The organism is Nocardia sp. NPDC058499 (genome assembly GCF_042719915.1).
Lineage (GTDB): Bacteria > Actinomycetota > Actinomycetes > Mycobacteriales > Mycobacteriaceae > Nocardia.
On the sequence record NZ_JBHXMZ010000012.1, the window covers coordinates 96,845 to 115,478 of the forward strand.

At 67.9% G+C, this 18,634-nt stretch carries 16 protein-coding genes; 7 read left to right on the top strand and 9 right to left on the bottom strand.

All coding sequences use genetic code 11. The annotated features are described in order from the left end of the window. The first annotated feature begins 286 nt into the window (after window positions 1-286). From ACFWPH_RS29165 to ACFWPH_RS29180, 4 genes are all read left to right on the top strand, one after another. Complete coding sequence (locus ACFWPH_RS29165; protein WP_033246586.1) at window positions 287-574, top strand: hypothetical protein; 288 nt, start codon at window positions 287-289, stop codon at window positions 572-574. 285 nt (window positions 575-859) lie between these two features. After that, window positions 860-1,693: a hypothetical protein gene (locus ACFWPH_RS29170; protein ID WP_378755381.1), complete on the top strand. Its 834-nt coding sequence runs from the start codon at window positions 860-862 to the stop codon at window positions 1,691-1,693. Between the two features lie 15 nt (window positions 1,694-1,708). After that, a complete protein-coding gene (locus ACFWPH_RS29175) occupies window positions 1,709-3,670 on the top strand; it encodes a fumarate reductase/succinate dehydrogenase flavoprotein subunit (protein ID WP_378755382.1) in 1,962 nt (653 codons plus the stop codon). A 4-nt stretch (window positions 3,671-3,674) separates the two neighbouring features. After that, a complete protein-coding gene (locus ACFWPH_RS29180) occupies window positions 3,675-4,421 on the top strand; it encodes a succinate dehydrogenase/fumarate reductase iron-sulfur subunit (protein WP_280414403.1) in 747 nt (248 codons plus the stop codon). Window positions 4,422-4,463: 42 nt separating this feature from the next. Here the strand turns inward: ACFWPH_RS29180 and ACFWPH_RS29185 are convergent, their stop codons facing one another. Further along, window positions 4,464-4,661 carry a hypothetical protein gene (locus ACFWPH_RS29185; protein WP_280414402.1) on the bottom strand — a complete coding sequence of 66 codons (198 nt, stop codon included), beginning with the start codon at window positions 4,659-4,661 and terminating at the stop codon, window positions 4,464-4,466. 81 nt (window positions 4,662-4,742) lie between these two features. Continuing rightward, window positions 4,743-4,970 carry a DUF397 domain-containing protein gene (locus ACFWPH_RS29190; RefSeq protein ID WP_033246591.1) on the bottom strand — a complete coding sequence of 76 codons (228 nt, stop codon included), beginning with the start codon at window positions 4,968-4,970 and terminating at the stop codon, window positions 4,743-4,745. A gap of 272 nt (window positions 4,971-5,242) precedes the next feature. Here ACFWPH_RS29190 and ACFWPH_RS29195 point away from each other — a divergent pair, with 272 nt between their 5' ends. Further along, window positions 5,243-5,443 carry a hypothetical protein gene (locus tag ACFWPH_RS29195; RefSeq protein ID WP_033246592.1) on the top strand — a complete coding sequence of 67 codons (201 nt, stop codon included), beginning with the start codon at window positions 5,243-5,245 and terminating at the stop codon, window positions 5,441-5,443. A gap of 478 nt (window positions 5,444-5,921) precedes the next feature. On the opposite strand, the gene ACFWPH_RS29200 is transcribed toward ACFWPH_RS29195, so the two are convergent. From ACFWPH_RS29200 to ACFWPH_RS29210, 3 genes are all read right to left on the bottom strand, one after another. After that, window positions 5,922-6,869, bottom strand: a complete 948-nt coding sequence (locus ACFWPH_RS29200; RefSeq protein WP_378755383.1) for a DNA-3-methyladenine glycosylase family protein — start codon at window positions 6,867-6,869, stop codon at window positions 5,922-5,924. Between the two features lie 322 nt (window positions 6,870-7,191). Next, a complete protein-coding gene (locus tag ACFWPH_RS29205) occupies window positions 7,192-9,999 on the bottom strand; it encodes an FAD-binding and (Fe-S)-binding domain-containing protein (RefSeq protein ID WP_378755384.1) in 2,808 nt (935 codons plus the stop codon). Between the two features lie 109 nt (window positions 10,000-10,108). Next, a complete protein-coding gene (locus ACFWPH_RS29210) occupies window positions 10,109-10,549 on the bottom strand; it encodes a PaaI family thioesterase (protein WP_378755386.1) in 441 nt (146 codons plus the stop codon). 388 nt (window positions 10,550-10,937) lie between these two features. Between ACFWPH_RS29210 and ACFWPH_RS29215 the strand changes: the two genes are divergently transcribed. Then, the gene (locus ACFWPH_RS29215; RefSeq protein WP_378755387.1) at window positions 10,938-12,023 is read left to right on the top strand and encodes a DNA polymerase IV; all 1,086 of its coding nucleotides are present in this window, start codon (window positions 10,938-10,940) and stop codon (window positions 12,021-12,023) included. A 74-nt stretch (window positions 12,024-12,097) separates the two neighbouring features. Then, on the top strand, window positions 12,098-13,978 hold the full coding sequence (locus tag ACFWPH_RS29220; RefSeq protein WP_378755388.1) for an ABC transporter ATP-binding protein: 1,881 nt from the start codon (window positions 12,098-12,100) through the stop codon (window positions 13,976-13,978). 281 nt (window positions 13,979-14,259) lie between these two features. Here ACFWPH_RS29220 and ACFWPH_RS29225 read toward each other — a convergent pair whose 3' ends face one another. The 4 genes from ACFWPH_RS29225 to ACFWPH_RS29240 form a co-directional block, all read right to left on the bottom strand. Further along, the gene (locus tag ACFWPH_RS29225) at window positions 14,260-15,843 is read right to left on the bottom strand and encodes a molybdopterin-dependent oxidoreductase (RefSeq protein WP_378755389.1); all 1,584 of its coding nucleotides are present in this window, start codon (window positions 15,841-15,843) and stop codon (window positions 14,260-14,262) included. Window positions 15,844-16,213: 370 nt separating this feature from the next. After that, window positions 16,214-17,089, bottom strand: coding sequence for an anti-sigma factor domain-containing protein (locus tag ACFWPH_RS29230; RefSeq protein WP_378755390.1), 876 nt, complete (start codon window positions 17,087-17,089; stop codon window positions 16,214-16,216). Further along, window positions 17,082-17,762, bottom strand: a complete 681-nt coding sequence (sigK, locus tag ACFWPH_RS29235) for an ECF RNA polymerase sigma factor SigK (protein ID WP_378755391.1) — start codon at window positions 17,760-17,762, stop codon at window positions 17,082-17,084. The genes ACFWPH_RS29230 and sigK overlap by 8 nt, the downstream gene beginning before the upstream one ends. Window positions 17,763-17,913: 151 nt before the next feature. Then, on the bottom strand, window positions 17,914-18,567 hold the full coding sequence (locus tag ACFWPH_RS29240; protein WP_378755393.1) for a fasciclin domain-containing protein: 654 nt from the start codon (window positions 18,565-18,567) through the stop codon (window positions 17,914-17,916). Window positions 18,568-18,634 lie beyond the last annotated feature (67 nt).

Sequence of the window (18,634 nt, forward strand, 5' to 3'; positions counted from 1 at the left end):
TCATTTCTTCCCCGCTCTAGGGAAAACCGTAGTTTCCACTAGAAACATCTCGACACCGCGAACTCACCGCTGCCGACCGGATACCGCAGCCATCACCGGACCCGGCAGTTGTGCACATCGGCTCCCAACCGACACCTGATCTTGACCATCCGACGAGCCGGAATCGAGTTTTTGCCGTACTGTGTTGTAGATCACCTTGTGTGGTCGGTCACAAGCTACGCCGGATGGCCAGCGCAGCCCACGCGGCGTCACCCACCGCGACCGGTGAGCAAATCAGGAGGTATCCATGACACGTAGCGACTTCGCGGAACTCCGGTACGCCGTAAACCAACTCCGGCAGTCCATCGGAGTGTTGCGCGCCCACTACGGGGACGCGGGCACGATCCGGCGGCTGGAGAACGACCTGGAGCGGCTCTGCATCGATGCCGACGAGTTCGAACAGAGCCCGCCGCCACCGGTCGCCGGGCGCGCCCAGGAACCCATCTACGTACCCGACAGCAAATCCGACGAGTCGGCGTGGATGGGTGCCCAGGACGAGGGGCTCGGCTTCCATTCGCGGCCGCGCACCCAGTAGCACCACCGGGTTCACCACCGGATAACTGAACCTTCCGCCCCGGGCCGCAGGCCGGGGCGTCGAGAGCGGCCGGTCGCCGGAGAGGCGGCCGGCCGCTCGTGTTTGCGGTGTATTCACCCGACAAGATCGGCAGTAAATGTGTCGCAAATCACTACGCCTGGAGACCCCCGAGATTGCGCGGACCCCGCTCGACCGATAGCGGCCCTGCCGTATGGTGCTCAGCATCACATTCGATCGCGGAGGTCTACCGGCCTTCCGCACCGCCGATCAGTGAGGCATCGACCAGTGAGTGCCGCGACAACCACGAACGCTCCCGAATCGGGAACAGGCGTTTTCAGCAAGACCCGGGCCCGGATCAGCGCCCGCACCCTACGTACGGACCGATGGTGGCTACCGCCCCTGATCACGGTGATCGGGCTCGGCGCCTTCGTCATCTACGCGACCGTCCGATCGTTCGTGCGCACCGCGTACTGGGTGCCCGACTATCACTACTTGACGCCGTTCTACTCGCCCTGCCTGAGTACTTCGTGCGTCGAGGGCGCGAGCCATTTCGGCACGCCGTTCGGCGATCTCCCGATGTTCATTCCGCTCGGGTTCCTGGTGCTGCCGTTCCTGCTCGGGTTCCGGCTCACCTGCTACTACTACCGCAAGGCCTACTACCGGTCGGTGTGGTTCTCTCCGCCGGCCTGCGCCGTAGCCGAACCCCACGCGAAGTACACCGGGGAGACGCGGCTGCCGCTGATCATCCAGAACGCGCACCGCTATTTCTTCTATGCCGCGGTGATCATCTCGGTGATCAACACCTACGACGCGATCGGCGCCTTCCACGGGAAGTCCGGTGGTTTCGGAATGGGCCTGGGCAGCCTGATCCTCACCGGGAACGTGATCCTGCTGTGGGCCTACACCCTGTCCTGCCATTCCTGCCGGCATATCGCGGGCGGCCGGTTGAAGCATTTCTCCGCCCACCCCGTGCGGTACTGGTTCTGGACCCAGGTCTCCAAGCTCAACACCAGGCATATGCAGCTGGCCTGGATCACGCTCGGCACCCTCGTGCTCACCGACTTCTACGTGATGCTGGTGGCGAGCGGCACGATTTCTGATCTTCGCATCATCGACTGAGGAGTTTGGACGGCTATGCCCGAAGTGGAACGGCACACCTACGACGTGGTCGTGATCGGTGCCGGAGGTGCCGGACTACGTGCTGTGATCGAGGCCCGCGAACACGGCCTCTCGGTGGCGGTCGTATGCAAATCGCTGTTCGGCAAAGCACATACCGTGATGGCCGAAGGCGGCTGCGCGGCGGCCATGGGAAACGCCAACGAGAAGGACAGCTGGCAAACTCATTTCCGCGACACCATGCGCGGCGGGAAATTCCTGAACAACTGGCGGATGGCCGAACTGCATGCGCTGGAAGCCCCGGACCGCGTCTGGGAGCTGGAAACCTATGGCGCCCTGTTCGACCGGACCGCCGACGGCCGGATCAGTCAGCGCAATTTCGGTGGTCACACCTATCCGCGGCTGGCCCATGTCGGCGACCGGACGGGCCTGGAACTGATCCGCACCATGCAGCAGAAGATCGTTTCGCTGCAGCAGGAGGATTATGCCGAAACCGGTGACTACGAGGCGCGGATCAAGGTCTTCGCCGAATGCACCATCACCGACCTGCTGAAGGACGGCGACCGGATCAGCGGCGCATTCGGCTACTGGCGCGAATCCGGGCGTTTCATCCTGTTCGAAACGCCGGCGGTGGTACTGGCGACCGGCGGTATCGGCAAGTCCTACAAGGTCACCTCGAACTCCTGGGAGTACACCGGTGACGGGCATGCGCTGGCCCTGCGCGCCGGTGCGCGGCTGATCAATATGGAGTTCCTGCAGTTCCACCCCACCGGGATGGTCTGGCCGCCCAGTGTGAAGGGCATCCTGGTGACCGAGGGGGTGCGCGGGGACGGCGGGGTGTTGAAGAACACCGAGGGCAAACGCTTCATGTTCGACTACATTCCCGCGGTTTTCAAAGGCCAGTACGCCGAAACCGAGGAGGAGGCCGACCAGTGGCTGCGCGATAACGATTCGGCCCGTCGCACCCCCGATCTACTCCCCCGCGACGAGGTGGCACGGGCGATCAACGAGGAGGTCAAGGCCGGCCGGGGCACCCCGCACGGCGGGGTCTACCTCGATATCGCCTCCCGGCTGACTCCCGAGGAGATCACCCGGCGGCTGCCGTCCATGCACCACCAGTTCAAGGAACTGGCGGACGTGGACATCACGAAGGAACCCATGGAGGTGGGCCCGACCTGCCATTACGTCATGGGTGGTATCGAGGTCGACCCGGATACCGGTGCGGCGCAGGTACCGGGTCTGTTCGCCGCCGGGGAATGTTCCGGGGGTATGCACGGCTCCAACCGGCTCGGCGGCAACTCGCTGTCGGATCTGCTGGTGTTCGGCCGCCGGGCAGGGCTCGGCGCGGCGGAGTACGTCCGGCAGTTGCCCGGCCGGCCGGCGGTATCGGAGACCGATATCGCGGCAGCGGCGGAGATCGCGCTCGCCCCGTTCGATCCGCCCGAAGGCGGTTCGGGGGAGAACCCCTACACCTTGCATACCGATATGCAGCAGACCATGAACGATCTTGTCGGCATCATCCGCAAGGAGCAGGAGGTCCGCGAGGCGATCGCCCGGCTCGACGGGCTGCGCGAGCGGTTCGCCCATGTCACCATCGAAGGGCACCGCCAGTTCAATCCGGGCTGGCATCTGGCCCTCGATATGCGCAATATGCTGCTGGTCAGCCGATGCGTGGCACAGGCCGCGCTACTGCGCACCGAGAGCCGTGGCGGCCATACCCGTGACGACCATCCGGGCATGGACCCGCAGTGGCGCAACAAACTGCTGGTCTGCGCGATCGGCGGCGAATCGGCCGAATCCGGTGTCCCCGATGTCTCGGTGACCGAACGCGAGCAAACGCCGATGCGGCCCGAACTACTGGCCCTGTTCGACCTCGGGGAGCTGGAGAAGTACTACACCCCGGACGAACTCGCCGGGCATCCGGCGGCCCAGGGCGGTTCGGCCGCGCCGGGCCGCGAAGCGAAGACCGAGGAGGCGTGAGGCGATGAGTTACGACGCCCAGTTCCGCGTATGGCGCGGCGATTCCGAGACCGGAGAACTCCGGGATTTCACGGTGCCGGTGAACGAGGGCGAGGTGGTTCTCGACATCATCCATCGGCTGCAGGCGACCCAGGCGCCCGATCTGGCTGTCCGGTGGAACTGTAAGGCCGGGAAATGCGGGTCGTGTTCGGCCGAGGTGAACGGCCGGCCGCGCCTGTTGTGCATGACCCGGATGTCCACCTTCACGCCCGAAGACGTTGTCACTGTGACACCTCTGCGGACCTTCCCGGTGATCCGCGATCTCGTGACCGATGTGTCCTACAACTACGAAAAGGCGCGGGAAATCCCGTCTTTCACACCACCGGCGGATCTGAAACCGGGCGAGTACCGGATGCAGCAGGTGGATATCGCTCGATCGCAGGAATTCCGCAAATGCATCGAATGCTTCCTGTGCCAGAACACCTGCCATGTGGTCCGTGACCACGACGAGAACAAGGAATCGTTTGCCGGGCCGCGGTATCTGATGCGTATCGCGGAGCTGGAAATGCATCCGCTCGATGTGGCCGACCGCCGCGACGAGGCGCAGGAGCAGCACGGCCTGGGCTACTGCAATATCACCAAATGCTGCACGGAAGTGTGCCCGGAGCACATCAAGATCACCGACAATGCGTTGATTCCGATGAAGGAACGGGTCGCCGATCGTAAGTACGACCCGATCGTCTGGCTCGGCAACAAACTGTTCCGCCGCTGAGCACGCCACACGGCGGCAGGGTTCACGGCCGAACGGGTGTGGTCACAGCATCGTGACCACACCCGTGGCCACCAAAGCCACGAGCACACCGACGAACAGTGCCGAAAGCACCGATCCGGTGAGTACGAACACCCCCACCGCGGCCGCCGCGAAGAGCAGCCCGACGATCAGCCACGCCACACCGTCGCCGGGCCCCAACTTGCGCAGCCGAGGATGGGAATTCTTGATCCCTCGGTCCACATATCGTTGTCTACCCGTTATACGACCTGGTAAACCCGCCGTGACCCGGTCGTATCGGACGGTCGCAGGGCCCGGACGAGGTCAGGGGCGATCGAATTCGCCGTCCCGTACACCGGCCGTGAAGGCCGCCCATTCACCCGGGGTGAAAACCAGCACCGGACCGTCGGGATTCTTGCCGTCCCGCATACCCACATGACCGTCGGCGAGCATCGCGATCTCGACGCTGTGCGAGCCGGGCGCACCGTCCGGGGGGCTGCTCAGCCATTCGGCGCCGGAAAGGTCCACCTTCGTACCGTTGTCGACGCTCATTCGGGTTCTCCTCCATCATCCGCACTATGTCCCGTCGAGGGGCGGCGCCGCCCGCACCGGCACCGAGCGCGATGCTACGCGCACGGACGGACACTCCGGGCCGGATACCGGTGGCGTACCGGTGCAATACGAATTCGATGCGGGCAATACCGCCGAAAATCACCCGTTCCGGACGGTTCTCGGCCTATGGTGAGCTGTTGGTCGTATGTGCACACCCGGAAACCCACCGCGGACAACAGGATCGCCGCGGGTTCACAAGGAGGTTGTGTGTGATGCGGTTGAATCTGAGTACCCAGATCCCGACCCTGCTCGACTGCGGGGACGATCCGGGGGACATGACCGCCGAGCAAGCTCATTCGGCGATGCAACTGCACCTGGACTGCACCGTAGATATGTGCCGGGTACGCCGCCGGGCCCGGGCGACACTTGTGGACTCCGGCCGCTGCGTACTGGACAACCGCGCACTCCAATAGGTCGCCGCAGCCCGCGACGCCCGCCTCGGCAGTGCCCACACCAGTGGGTTCAGCGCCCCAACCCGTTCCGGACCAACAAACCGGTACAGCAACGCCACGCCGCCCCCACGACAACGCCGACACCGGCGGGTCCAGGCCCCCTCGCGTCCCGGAACGACCGACCGCGTAAGCAAACGCATCGCAGCCATCGCCGAGGCCCACCCCAATAATCCGGGGCCCGTCTCATTCCGGAGCGACGGAGCACACGCGTCGCAGCTCCCTCGATGAGGCCCACCCCAATGGTTCGGGGCCCGTCTCGTTCCGGAGCGACCGACCGCAAAAACAAACGCGTCGCGGCCCTCGCCGATGCCCACCCCATGGTTCGGGGCCCGTCTCGTTCTGGAGCGACAGAGCGGGGGAGCGAAGCGGAGGAGCGGCGGAGTGAAGAACGAGACCAAGGGGGCCCCGAACCCGCGACGCCGGAGGCGGCGCCAAAATTTCAGCGCCGGCTGTGGTCGGTGATCGGAGCGCGTGGGCCGAATCGCGGTTTCCGGGCCTGACCGCTGACCTCCAGTAATCGGATGGTCCGATAGCGGTGCGGACGCACCGGCTCGAGGAACTCGACCATCTCGGTGTCGTCGATATCCCGGCCGAGTAGGGTCCAGCCCACTACCGATGCCAGGTGGTAATCGCCGACCGACAGGGCATCGGCATCACCGAAGGCGCGCTGCGCGGTTTCCGCGGCTGTCCACTCCCCTATACCCGGGATGGTCCGTAATTTGCGGGCGGCTTCCGCCGGCGGGAGCCCCGCCGTGCGCTCCAGCGAATCGGCCACCCGCGCGGCCCGCACGATGGTCTGCCAGCGCTGCGGCCCCACATTGGCGCGGTGATAGCTCCATGAGGGTATGCGCGCCCAGGTCGCGGCGGCCGGCGGGACCCGCATACCGTCCGGCGCGGGGCCCGGCGCCGGATCACCGAAACGATGCACCAGCGCCCGCCAGGCGGCATGCGACGACACGATGGTGACCTTCTGCTCCAGGATCGCCGGGACGAGCGCCTCGAACACCCGGCCGGTGCGCAGCATGCGCAAACCGGGATTCCGCTGATGAGCGGCGGCGATCGTGGGATGGATGGGCACGAAATCGTCCACGTTCTCGTCCAGGCAGAACATCGAATCGAGCTGGTCGAGAAATTCCGTGGCACCCGAGCCCCAGGCGTCCGCGCTGACGGTGTGGGGTGCGGTCTGGGTCAGCCGGTAGGTCACGGGCCCGGCCGGCATCCGCGATACCCGCCAGTGCGCACCGTCGCCGTCGATCTGGTGACAGGGGTCGGCGGGCCCGCGGCGTAACGGCGCCAGGGTATGCGCGAGGTGGATGGGCCCACCGGCGGTCAGCACGCGCGTGGCCGGCGCGGACTCGGCCGGGGATCCTGCGGATCGAGAAGGCACCCCGCCATTGTGCCCGCAAAACAGAGAACGCTGTGCCCGCAAAAGAAACGCAGTCGTTTCCTTCCGCGGTAACGACGGTGGTTTGCGGGACGATATGAACCGAGTTGAGCAAATATGTGGCTGCTGCCACGATTGGAGGGTTTCATGATCACCGAGGCACTCAATTGGCTGCTCGATCTGTGGGGCAGCGTTTTCGCCGGTAGTTCCGGTTACGAAATCCAGCCGGGCACTCTGCCGTCCGGAAGCTGATCCCCGGCCGCGGGTGACCGGGCCCACCGCTCGGTTACCCGCACGCCCGGCCAGTTGCCTCGATACCGTGAAATCACCAGTGGTCCAACAGGATCTGCGCTAGGTGCCGGCCGCGGCCGGCTGCCAGCTGGACTGCCTGGGTGCGACACGAGAAGCCGTCGGCCACGAACACGGCGTCGGGGGGCGCGCCGGCCAGCGCCGGCAACAAACCGTTTTCGGCCACCGACACCGATATTTCGTAGTGGCCCTGCTGCATTCCGAAATTCCCGGCGAGGCCGCAGCATCCTGCGATTTCGGTCACATTCAGACCCATCCGGGCAAATATCCGGCGATCCGGCTCGAAGCCCAGAACGGAATAGTGATGGCAATGCGGTTGCACCACTATCGAACGTTCGGGGCGGCTGGGTGGAGACCAATCAGGTTGGGCCAGCAAGAACTCGGCGAGCGTACGCACGGCGGCGGCGACCGGGCGGGCGCGGGGATCGCCGGGGAGCAGCTCCGGTAGGTCGGCGCGCAGCGCGGCCGTGCACGACGGTTCGAGGCCGATCACGAGGCCGCCGGCGGCGACATGGGCATCGAGCCGGTCGAGGGTACGCCGTAGCCGGGCACGCGCCCCGTCCAATTGCCCGGTGCTGATCCAGGTCAGCCCGCAGCACACCTGCCGATCGGGCAGTACCACCCGGTATCCCAGCGAATTCAGCAGCGTTACGGCGGCCTGCGCGATCTCCGGGTCGAAAGCATTGGTGAAGGTATCGACCCAGAGCAGCACGGTTCCCGCCGCCGGGCCCCGCACCTGCTGTTGCGACGATTCCTTTCGCCATATCCGCCGGAACGGGCGCCGGGCCAGCTCCGGCACCGCACGCCGCGGATCGGCCCCCGCCGCGCGCATACCCCAGCGGCGCAGCGGGCCCACCCGCGCGGAGGCATTCACCAGACGCGGTAGGCGAGTCGCTCCGGCGAGCCAGCGCGGGAGCATCCCCAGCGCGTAGTGGTCGCGCGGGCGGAGACGGCGTCGGTAACGGCGGTACAGGGTCTCGGATTTGTAGGTCGCCATATCGACGCCGGCCGGGCAGTCGGTACCGCAGGCCCGGCAGGACAGGCATAAATCCAGGGATTCGGCTACTGCGGGCGCGGACCAGTCCAGTTCGCCCCGGACCACCTCCTGCAGCACCCGGGCCCGGCCGCGGGTGGTGTCCTTCTCGTCGGCCGTCGCGAGATAGGACGGGCACATGAAACCGCCGGCAGCGCGGGTATCGGCCCGGCATTTGCCCACCCCCACGCAGCGATGCACCGCGGTGGACAGGTCGCCACCGTCGCCGTCGAGCGCGAAACCACCGGCGGACGCCACCGGACCCAGCCCGCGCAGCCGGAGATCGGCGTCCAGCGGCCGGGGCTGCACCAGCACTCCTGGATTGAGGACACCTGCCGGATCGAACAGCGCCTTGAATCCCGCGAAAACGGCGCGGACCTCGGACGAGTACATGATCTCCAGCAGTTCCGAACGGGCCCGTCCGTCGCCGTGCTCACCGCTCAGCGAACCACCGTGCCGCACGACCAGATGTGCCGCATCGGTCAGGAAAGCACGGAAGCGGCCGGGCGCGCCGGCGATGGGCAGATCCAGCCGCACATGCATACAACCGTCACCGATATGCCCGTAGAGCAAACCGTCGACCTTGTGCTCCCGCGTCAGCTCCTCGAAATCTCGCAGGTAGGCGCCCAGGCGAGCGGGCGGCACGGCAGCATCCTCCCAGCCGGGCCAGGCCGGCTGCCCGTCCCGGGTACGTCCGGCCAGGCCGGCGCCGTCGGCGCGGATCCGCCACAGTGCCGCGGCCGCGCCGGGATCGTCGATGACACGGCTGTCGAGAGCACCGGCGGTCCGGCACAGCAGGTCGGCCGCTGCCCGGGCGGCGGCCCGGCTCTCGCCCGCCAATTCGACGAACAACCAGCCCTGGCCGCGCGGGAGATCCGGTACCCGCCGGCCGTGGGCGCGCACCATATCGACCAGGCGCGCGTCGATACCCTCCACCGCCACCGGCGCCGCCGAGACCACCGCGGCGATATCGTCGGCCGCGGTCGCCAGATCCTCGTAACCGAGCACCACGAGCAGGGTCGCGGCGGGTATCGGCACCAGGTCCACTTCGGCTTCCAGCAGCACACCGCAGGTGCCCTCGGTGCCGACGAAGGCACCGGCGACCGAACTCCCCCGCTCCGGAAGCAGGTACTCCAGACCGTAACCGGAGGCCTGGCGGTCGAACCGGCCGAGATCGGTACGCAGAACCGCGAGCGCGGCGCCGGTGAACTCCGGCAATCCGGGGACCGCGGCCATATCGCCGGCAAGCCGGCGCTCGGTGCCGGTCCCGTCGAGAATCCGCAGTTCACGGACTTGATCAGAGGTGCGCCCCCAGGCGATGGCATGTGGTCCGCAGGCGTTGTTGCCGATCATCCCGCCGAGGGTGCAGCGGTCCTGGGTGGACGGGTCCGGACCGAACCGCAGCCCGTGCGCCCGGGCCCGGCGCTGCAGATCGGCCAGCACCACGCCGGGCTGCACCCGCGCGGTGCGACGTTGCGGGTCGATTTCGGCGATACCGTTCAGGTACCTGCTGAAATCGCAGACGATACCGGGTCCCACGGCATTACCGGCCACGGAAGTTCCGCCGCCGCGCGGGGTGAAGGGCACGCCTTCGGAACGGGCGAGCTCCAGCGCCGCCGCCACATCGGCGTCCCCGCGCGGGAACACGACAACTTCCGGCAGCACCCGGTAGTTCGATGCATCGGAGGAGTACTCGACCCTGCGGCGAGGGGAGATATCCACTGCCTCCGCACCGATCCGGGCACGCAGCTCCCGCGCGAGCGCATCCCGCCGCCTGTCGTGGTCGGTCACGTCGACCAGCCTAGGCGCACCTTCGGTTCCGTTCCGGTCTCACGCGTCGATATGCCGGCCCCGAACACACCGGCACCGCATTCGCGCGCCGGGTACAGACAGGGTGCGATCAGGAGTCGCCGAGGTCGCGTTCGACGGACCGCACGGTGCCCTGGGCGAGTGCGCACTGCACGGGGTCGGAACCATCCGATTCGGCGGTGATCACGCAGTTCACCACGGCCTGGCGGCGGGTGGACCCGGTGACCGTGGCGACGGCGCGCAGGCGGTCGCCACGTGCGGGACGCAGATAGGTGACCGAGAAACCACCGGTGAGCACATTCGCGCCGAGCACGGTTCCGGCGGCGAAAGTGATCGCGTTATCGGCCAGGTAGGACAGCACGCCACCGTGGACATAGCCGAACTGCTGGGCGAGTTCCGGGCGGATCGGCACGCTCAGGGTCGCGGAGCCGGTTTCGAAGGCGGCGAGCTCGGTGCCGACGAGGTTCGCGAAGGGCTGGGCGGCCAGCACTTTCGCGGCCAGGTCGAAATCGAGCGGGGCTGGATCGGGCATCTTCGCCTTTCGGTCGGTGAGCGAGTGCGCCGCGGTGGGTCTGCGAACGCGCCGCCCGAGTGGAGCCGCGCCCACTGCCGGGCGGTGTGACCCAGTCTGCCGCCCGGCGGACCCGCCCGCGCCCCCACCGTGCAACTCCCCGCCGGTCCTCCGGCGAGCCTGCGATGTCGCCGATCGGACGGGGCCGCCCGGCGGAGTCTCGGCCGCCGGGCCGGTGGGCCGGCCTTCAAGTCCCTCGCCCAGGTCCTGCGAACGGCATGCGGCCCGGGAAGGACACCGTCACCGCGCGTCTGCATGAGCAGGACAACCGGAACACTCTCTATCGCAGGACCAGCACGGTCCGGGTGATATCCCCCGGTTGTCACCCGGGAGGAGTAAGACTGCATACGTGGCCAAATGGCTGTTGCATGTCGACCTCGACCAGTTCCAGGCCGCGGTGGAATTCCGGCGGCATCCCGAATTGCGCGGGCTGCCGGTGATCGTGGGCGGGAACGGGGACCCCGAGGAACCCCGCAAGGTCGTGACCTGCGCGTCGTATCCGGCCCGAGCCTATGGGATCCGGGCCGGGATGCCGCTGCGGACGGCGGCGCGCAAATGTCCCGAAGGTGTTTTCCTGCCCCTGGATCCGCCCAGCTACGACGAGGCTTCCGAGCAGGTCATGGCGCTGCTGCGGACCTTCACCGATCAGGTGGAGGTGTGGGGCTGGGACGAGGCGTTCGTTGCGGCCGAGACCGATGCCCCGGAAAGCCTGGCGGCCGCGATCCGCGCCGGGGTCGCCGAACTCGGCCTGACCTGCGCGGTGGGTATCGGGGACAACAAGCTCACCGCCAAACTGGCCACCGGGTTCGCGAAATCGGTCGGTAAATCCGCCGATACGCCGGCCGAGCAACCCGGCGCCCACACCGGCATGTTCCGGTTGACGGCGGCGAACTGGTCGCAGGTGATGGCGCATCGGCCGACGAACGCGCTGTGGGGAATCGGTACCCGGATCGCGGCCCGCCTGGGCGAGTTGGATATCCATACGATCGGCGAACTGATGGCCGCGGACCGGGCCGTGCTGGCGGCCGAGTTCGGGCCCACCAACGGTCCGTATCTGTGGGTCATGGCTCGCGGGGCAGGCGATACCGAGGTGGTGACCAAGCCGCCCCCGCCGGTGGGGCGCAGCAAATCGGAGACCTTCCCGCGCGACCTCACCGAACGCGACGAGATCAGCGAGCAGGTCGCCCGGCTGGCGGCGGAGGTCACCGCGGAGATCGCCGCGGCGGGCCGGAACGCGGTCCGGGTGGCGGTCACGGTGCGGACCAGCACTTTCTATACGCGCAGTAAACAGTCGAAACTGGCCGAACCCACGACGGATGTTCCCACCATCGTCGATACCGCGTTACGCATTCTGGACCGGTTTCCGCTGGACCGGCCGATCCGGCTGCTCGGCGTCCGGCTCGAACTGGCGCCTGTCCCCGGCCCGACCGCTTGACCTGAATAAAGGTTGAGCTTTTAGTGTCGGTGCACTGGAGTTGAATCGGCCTCCGGAGCGGAAGGACATGTCGGATGAGCATGGAATCGGTTGCCTGGGATCAGATGTACCGGCGGATGCACGCCCCCGAGGAACAGCGGGCGTTCAGCCTTGCCACGGCCCGGCGCATCCTGGTGTTCGCGCGGTCGCACCGGCGCCGGATGGGCGCATTCCTGGCGCTCAGCGTCGTGGCGGCGGTCCTCGCGGTGGCCACACCACTGCTGGCGGGGCGAGTGGTCGACGAGATCATCGGCGGCTCCGCCGCCCGGACGGTGATCATGCTGGCCCTGGGCATCGCCGGCCTCGCCGTTCTCGATGCCGGGTTGGGTCTGGCGATCCGGTGGCTGTCGGCCCGTATCGGGGAGGGATTGATCCTGGATCTGCGCACCGCCGTGTTCGATCACGTCCAGCGCATGCCGATCGCATTCTTCACCCGGACCCGGACGGGTGCCCTGGTCAGCCGCCTCAACAACGATGTGATCGGGGCCCAGCGCGCGTTCAGCGACACGCTCTCCGGAGTGGTCGCCAATCTCGTCACCGTCGTCCTCACGCTGGTGGTGATGCTCCAGCTGTCGTGGCAGATCACACTGCTCGCCCTGCTGTTGCTACCGGTCTTCGTGATACCGGCCCGCCGGATGGGTGATCGGCTGGCCGATATCCAGCGCGAGGCCGCCGGCCTGAACGCGGCCATGAGCACCCAGATGACCGAACGCTTCTCGGCACCGGGCGCGACCCTGGTGAAACTGTTCGGCCGACCGGACCAGGAGTCCGGCGAATTCGCGCTGCGCGCGCGGCGGGTACGCGATATCGGGGTCCGCACCGCCATGCTGCAAACCGTATTCGTCACGGCATTGACACTGGTCTCGGCCCTGGCGGTGGCACTGGTGTACGGCCTGGGCGGCTGGTACGCACTGCGCGGGCAGCTCGACGCCGGGGCTGTCGTCGCCCTGTCGCTGCTGCTGACCAGGCTGTACTCGCCGCTCACCGCGCTCGCGAGCGCCCGGATGGAGGTCATGTCGGCGCTGGTCAGTTTCGAGCGTGTCTTCGAGGTCCTCGATCTGAAACCGCTGATCGAGGACGCGCCGGATGCGCGGCCGGTCCCGGCCGGGGGCGTTGCCGTGGAATTCGACGATGTGCGCTTCGGCTACCCCGCGGCGGACAAGGTCTCGCTGGCTTCGCTCGAGGAGGTCGCGACCCTGGACACCCGGGGTGGCGAGGAGGTGCTGCACGGAATCAGCCTCCGCGCCGAACCCGGTGAGCTCATTGCTCTGGTGGGTTCCTCCGGCGCCGGTAAATCGACCGTCGCCCAGCTGGTTTCGCGACTCTACGATGTCGATTCGGGTTCGGTACGGCTGGGCGGCACCGATGTTCGCGAGCTGAGCACCGCCTCCATCCGGGAAACGGTGGGCCTGGTAACCCAGGACGGGCACCTGTTCCACGACACCATCCGGGCCAACCTGCTGCTCGCCGCGCCCGACGCGGACGAGGAGCAGCTGTGGGATGCGCTGAGCCGCGCCCGCTTACGCGATCTGATCGCCTCACTACCCGACGGCCTGGACACAGTGGTCGGCGAACGCGGCTACCGGCTCTCCGGCGGCGAACGCCAGCGTCTCACCATCGCCCGGCTGCTGCTCAAACAGCCGCGGGTAGTGATTCTCGACGAAGCCACCGCCTCCTTGGACTCCACATCCGAAGCAGCGGTACAGGCAGCACTGAACGAGGCCTTGCAGGACCGCACCGCGCTGGTGATCGCCCACCGCCTCTCCACCGTGCGCGCCGCCGACCAGATCCTGGTGGTGGAGGCAGGGCAAATCGTGGAACGCGGAACCCACCCGGAGCTGCTCGCGGCGAACGGCCGCTACGCCGAGCTCTACCGCACCCAGTTCGCCGGCGCACCGGAACCGGCCGCAGCCTGAAAAACCAACCGGACGCCGCGCACAGTGGTCGCCGAGAGCCGGCACCGTCCCGGCCCTCGGCGACCGCGTGCGCACGCGATGACCGCCGATCGACTCGCGGACATTCCCGTCGCCGCTCCTGCACCTTGCTGCCGGTAAGGGTCACTTATCGGCGGCCAGAATTGACACACCCTCGATATCTTCCGGAGCTACAGCGGCGCGGTTCGGTGGGCCTCTGGAGGCTCTCGCCACTACAGGCCGCAGGCCGCAAAGCGGGGCCGGGATCGACTGCGGCACGGCGCTTACTCGACGCGGAAGGTCCGAGTGTGCCAGCCGGTGGCGCCGTCGGGTACCGGGTCGGCCCGCTGTTCTGTCTGGATGCGGCCTTCACCGTCGGTGGCGCGGACTCGGAGGGTGTGGTCGCCGGGTGTCGCGTCCCAGCGCCAGGTCCACTGACGCCAGGTGTCCGAGGAGTATTCCGGTGCGAGTTCTGCCGGCTGCCATGGGCTGTCGTCTACCTGGACTTCTACGGCGGTGATACCGCGGTGCTGGGCCCAGGCCACACCGGCGACGACGGCCGGACCGGGGGCGATCTCGGCGAACGGGGCGGGTACGTCGATTCGGGAGGCGGTTTTGATCGGGCCGCGCGCCGACCAGCCGCGGCGGGTCCAGTACGCCTGGGCCTTGTCGAATCTGGTGAGTTCCAGGTCTACCACCCATTTGGTCGCGCTGACGTAGCCGTAGAGCCCGGGGACCACGAGCCGGGCCGGATAACCGTGCTCGACCGGTAGCGGTGCACCGTTCATCCCGACGGCCAGCAGCGCGTCGCGACCGTCGGTGAGGGCCGCCACCGGTGTTCCGGCGGTGAATCCGTCAGCGCTGGTGGACAGCACCATATCCGCGTCGGGACGAACGCCGGCCTCGGCGAGCAGGTCCGCCAGCGGGTATCCGATCCACCGGGCGTTGCCGGCCAGATCGCCGCCTACCTCGTTGGAGACGCAGGTCAAGGTGATCATCTTTTCCACGGCGGGGCGGCGGCGCAGCTCGTCCATGGTCAGTTCGATCTCGCGGTCCACCATGCCGTGGATGCGTAGCCGCCAGTCCTCGCTGGTCACCGCCGGAATTCGCAGGGCGGTGTCGATCCGGTAGAACGTGTCGTTGGGCGTGACGAATTCGGTGAGACCGCGGACCGGTGGGTCGGTACCCGGTGGCGGTGGTGCCGCCGCGGTCACGGGACGCGGCAGCACGAAACGTTCCAGATCGGCGGTTACGGCGCGCATTCGTTCGCCGACCCAGCGTCCGGCGGCCGCGCTGCCGGCGGCTACTGCGGCGGCACCGGCCACCAGCACCAGGAACCGGCGCCGGGACGGGTCGACCGACACCTCGCCCAGGGGCGTCGGGGCCGGTGCTCGCGCTATCAGAAAGCGCAGTGTGACGACCCCCGCCGCGATACCGAGCAGGGTCGGAATCGCGAACACCGCAGTCGCGTTGGGCCGTCCCAGCACGGCCACGCAGACGATCAGGCCGAATGCGATCAGCAGCGCACTACCGTATGGTCGCCGCCGTTCCAGCAGGCCGACCACGACGGCGAGCACCGCCATCACCACACCCATCGATACGAACAGCACGACTTTGTCAGCGGTGCCGAACTGTTCGATAGCGAACTCGCGCAACGTTTCCGGCGTGTGGTCGACCACAGTGGCACCGGTCGCGACGAACGGCGAGGCGTCCGGATCGATCAGACCCGCGAACAGTTCCGCGATACCGAGCACCATCCCGGCGGCCACGAGACCGCACAGACCCGCCGCCACAACCCCCGGCGTGCGTTCACTCGCCGGCTCCCGGGATCGTTGCGCGATTCCGGGCGAATCCGGTACATCCTGCATCGGCAACCTCGTTCCGCCATCGGGCCGTGGGCCCGCCTGCCTCGGTGTTCGTCGTACTGCCTAGCTGCGGATGGTGTCATTGTGGGCACGGTTGGGGAAGATGCCCGGGCACAGCGTCACCGAACCGTCAGGAATTCGCGGGCGGCGACGACCCTGCCGTGACCGGCCGGACACCAGACAGGAACCGAGCGGCGGCCTGGAATCCGCCGGCCACTGGTCCCGGATCCGGGGTGCCACCCCTGTCGATACCGCCCCTGTCTTCCCCGCGGATCCGTGGTTCCGCCGCGGATAGGCGCTGTTCACCGCGAGCCGTGTCCGGTACGAACTGCCGACCGCCCTGCCTGGCTCTGGCCCGAGCCGACCGGGTGGCTCACCCCAGCGTGACCGCCCCGAGCGGTGTGCTGGTCGGCGCGGGCGACCCGCCGTCTGGTTCGAGCGTTACCGCGAGCTGTTCGGAACCGCTGAACTCGGTGATATAGGGCGCGTCCGCGGCCGGCAGCTCGGGCAGCACCCCGGCCGGTTGCGGAACACCGGTCGCATCGATCAACCACAGCTGGTAGTCGCTGCCGTCCGGTGGGGCCGGTACGGCATCGAAGGCGACGGTGGCCGCGCCCAGTTCGGCGGAAAAGCGCACCGTGAGGGTCCCGCCGACACCGACCGGGGTCGTGGATGTGCGGGCGTCGGGCTGCTCGAGGATCTGCTGTGCGGTGACGGCTCCGCCCGGCTCGTCACCGGTCTGCCGGCCGAGAACCCCGAAACCGATACCGATAGCAACCACCACCGCGGCCGCGGCCGCGAGTCCCGACAGCCGACGCCGCCGCCGCCGGCGGGCTCGGGCCAGTTCATCGGCGTCCGCAGGCCCCCCGCTCGGGCCGGATCCCGCTGTATCCCCCCGCGAATCCCGCGGTCCCGTCGCGGATGGCACCCCTTCACCAAGACCGGTGCGCCGCGCACCGGTGTGCACATCCGAACGTGCGCCGGGGCGAGCGGCGAGGGCGGCGAGTATGCGCGCCTCCACCTGGGCGGGCGGCTCCTGCGCGTCGAGGACCGACAAGGCGCTCATCGCTTCCCGCACATCGCGTACGACACTGTCGAAGGCCCGGACAGTCTCTTGATCGGCGGCGCGTAACCGTTGTTCGATATCGGCGGTCTCGGCGGCCGAGACGGCGTCGAGTGCGTAGGGGAACGCCAGGTCCATTAGGTCACCGTGGTTGTCCGGCGAATCGGGCGGGGAAATATCAGGCATCGGAGACAACCCCTGAGAGGCAGTTCTGGAGCCGTTTCAGACCGTCGCGGATGCGGCTCTTGATGGTGGGCAGTGGCGAGTGGAGCTGATCGGCGACCTCGCGGTAGGTGCGCCCGCTGTAGTAGGCCAGCGCGACCGCCTCCCGCTGCGTGGCGGTGAGCACTTCGAGGCAATCGCGGACAGCCTGCTCGTCGAACTGCTGGTGCACCGTTTCGGAGACGATGTCGTGGTCGCGACCCAAATGGGTGTGGCCGTAGACGATATCGCGGACGGCGGCCGATTCCTCGGCGCGCACCCGGTCGACGGCTCGCCGGTGGGCGATCATCATCAACCAGCCGATTGCGCTCGCCCGCGCCGGGTCGTAGCGGGCGGCGGCCGACCAGACCTGCAGATACACCTCCTGGGTGGCTTCTTCGGCGGCGGCCGGGCTGCGCAGGATCCGCCGCGTCAGCCCGAACACCCGGGGACTGGTCTCCCGATAGAACAGGGTGAACGACTCACGGTCGCCGTTCCCGGCTGCCTGTAGCAGGTCGGCGAGCCGGCGCTGGGTCGCACTGTCGTCGTGGCCTGCGCGGCGGACGGGGCACGCCGCCCCTTCTTCGGTGCCGGTGTGCTCCGCGTCGACGCTCCGGAGCCGGATCGCCCCGGAGCCGGATTCCGGCCACTTCGTCATGATCGTGCCCTCGACTGCATGGCAAGGTGTTCGCCACCCGCGGCGCCCAGGATGGACACCGAGCTCGGGTTGTAGCGCAGGTCACATCTGTGGGCGCAAGGCGTCATCGGCCCAGTCTCGGCCACCGGACCATGGCGCGCGGAGAAATCGGTCAGGCGGGCGGCATGAGGACCTCGTCGATCATGTAGACCGTCGCGTTCGCGGTCTGCACGCCGCCGCAGATCACCGACGCGGTCCCGGCCTCGATCGTTTCGCCGTCGCGGGTCACGGTCACCGTGTCACCCTGAACGGTCGCATGGTCCCCGGCGATATCGCCGGGCGCGATCCGGCCCGGGATCACGTGGTAGGTGAGGATATCGGTCAGCGTGGCGGAATCCGTTTTCAACGTCTCCAGCGTTGCCGGATCGACCTTCGCGAAGGCCGAATCGACCGGGGCGAAAACGGTGAATTCGCCGCCGTTGAGCGTATCGACGAGGTTCACCTGCGGATTCAGTTCGCCCGATACGGCCTGGGTGAGGGTTGTCAGCATCGGGTTGTTCGAGGCCGCCACCGCGACCGGATCCTGCGCCATCCCGCCGACCGATCCCGCGCCGTCGGGCACCTGTGCCGCGTAATCGGCACATCCGGGTCCGACGAGGCCGGCCGCGGGATCGCCGGCCGCCTCGGTCGCCGAAGACGATGCGGGAGCGCTGCTGGTCGACGTCGCTTCCCCGGCCCCTTCGTCACCGGAACATGCTGTCGCCCCCAGGAGTGCGGTCGTGGAGACCACCGCGGCCAGAAGCACAACGCGCTGCATGCTTTTCATGAGTTTCCATCACTTTCGGCCAGGACGACCACGCTGCCGGTCGTACCGCGAACATTGCTGGACGGAG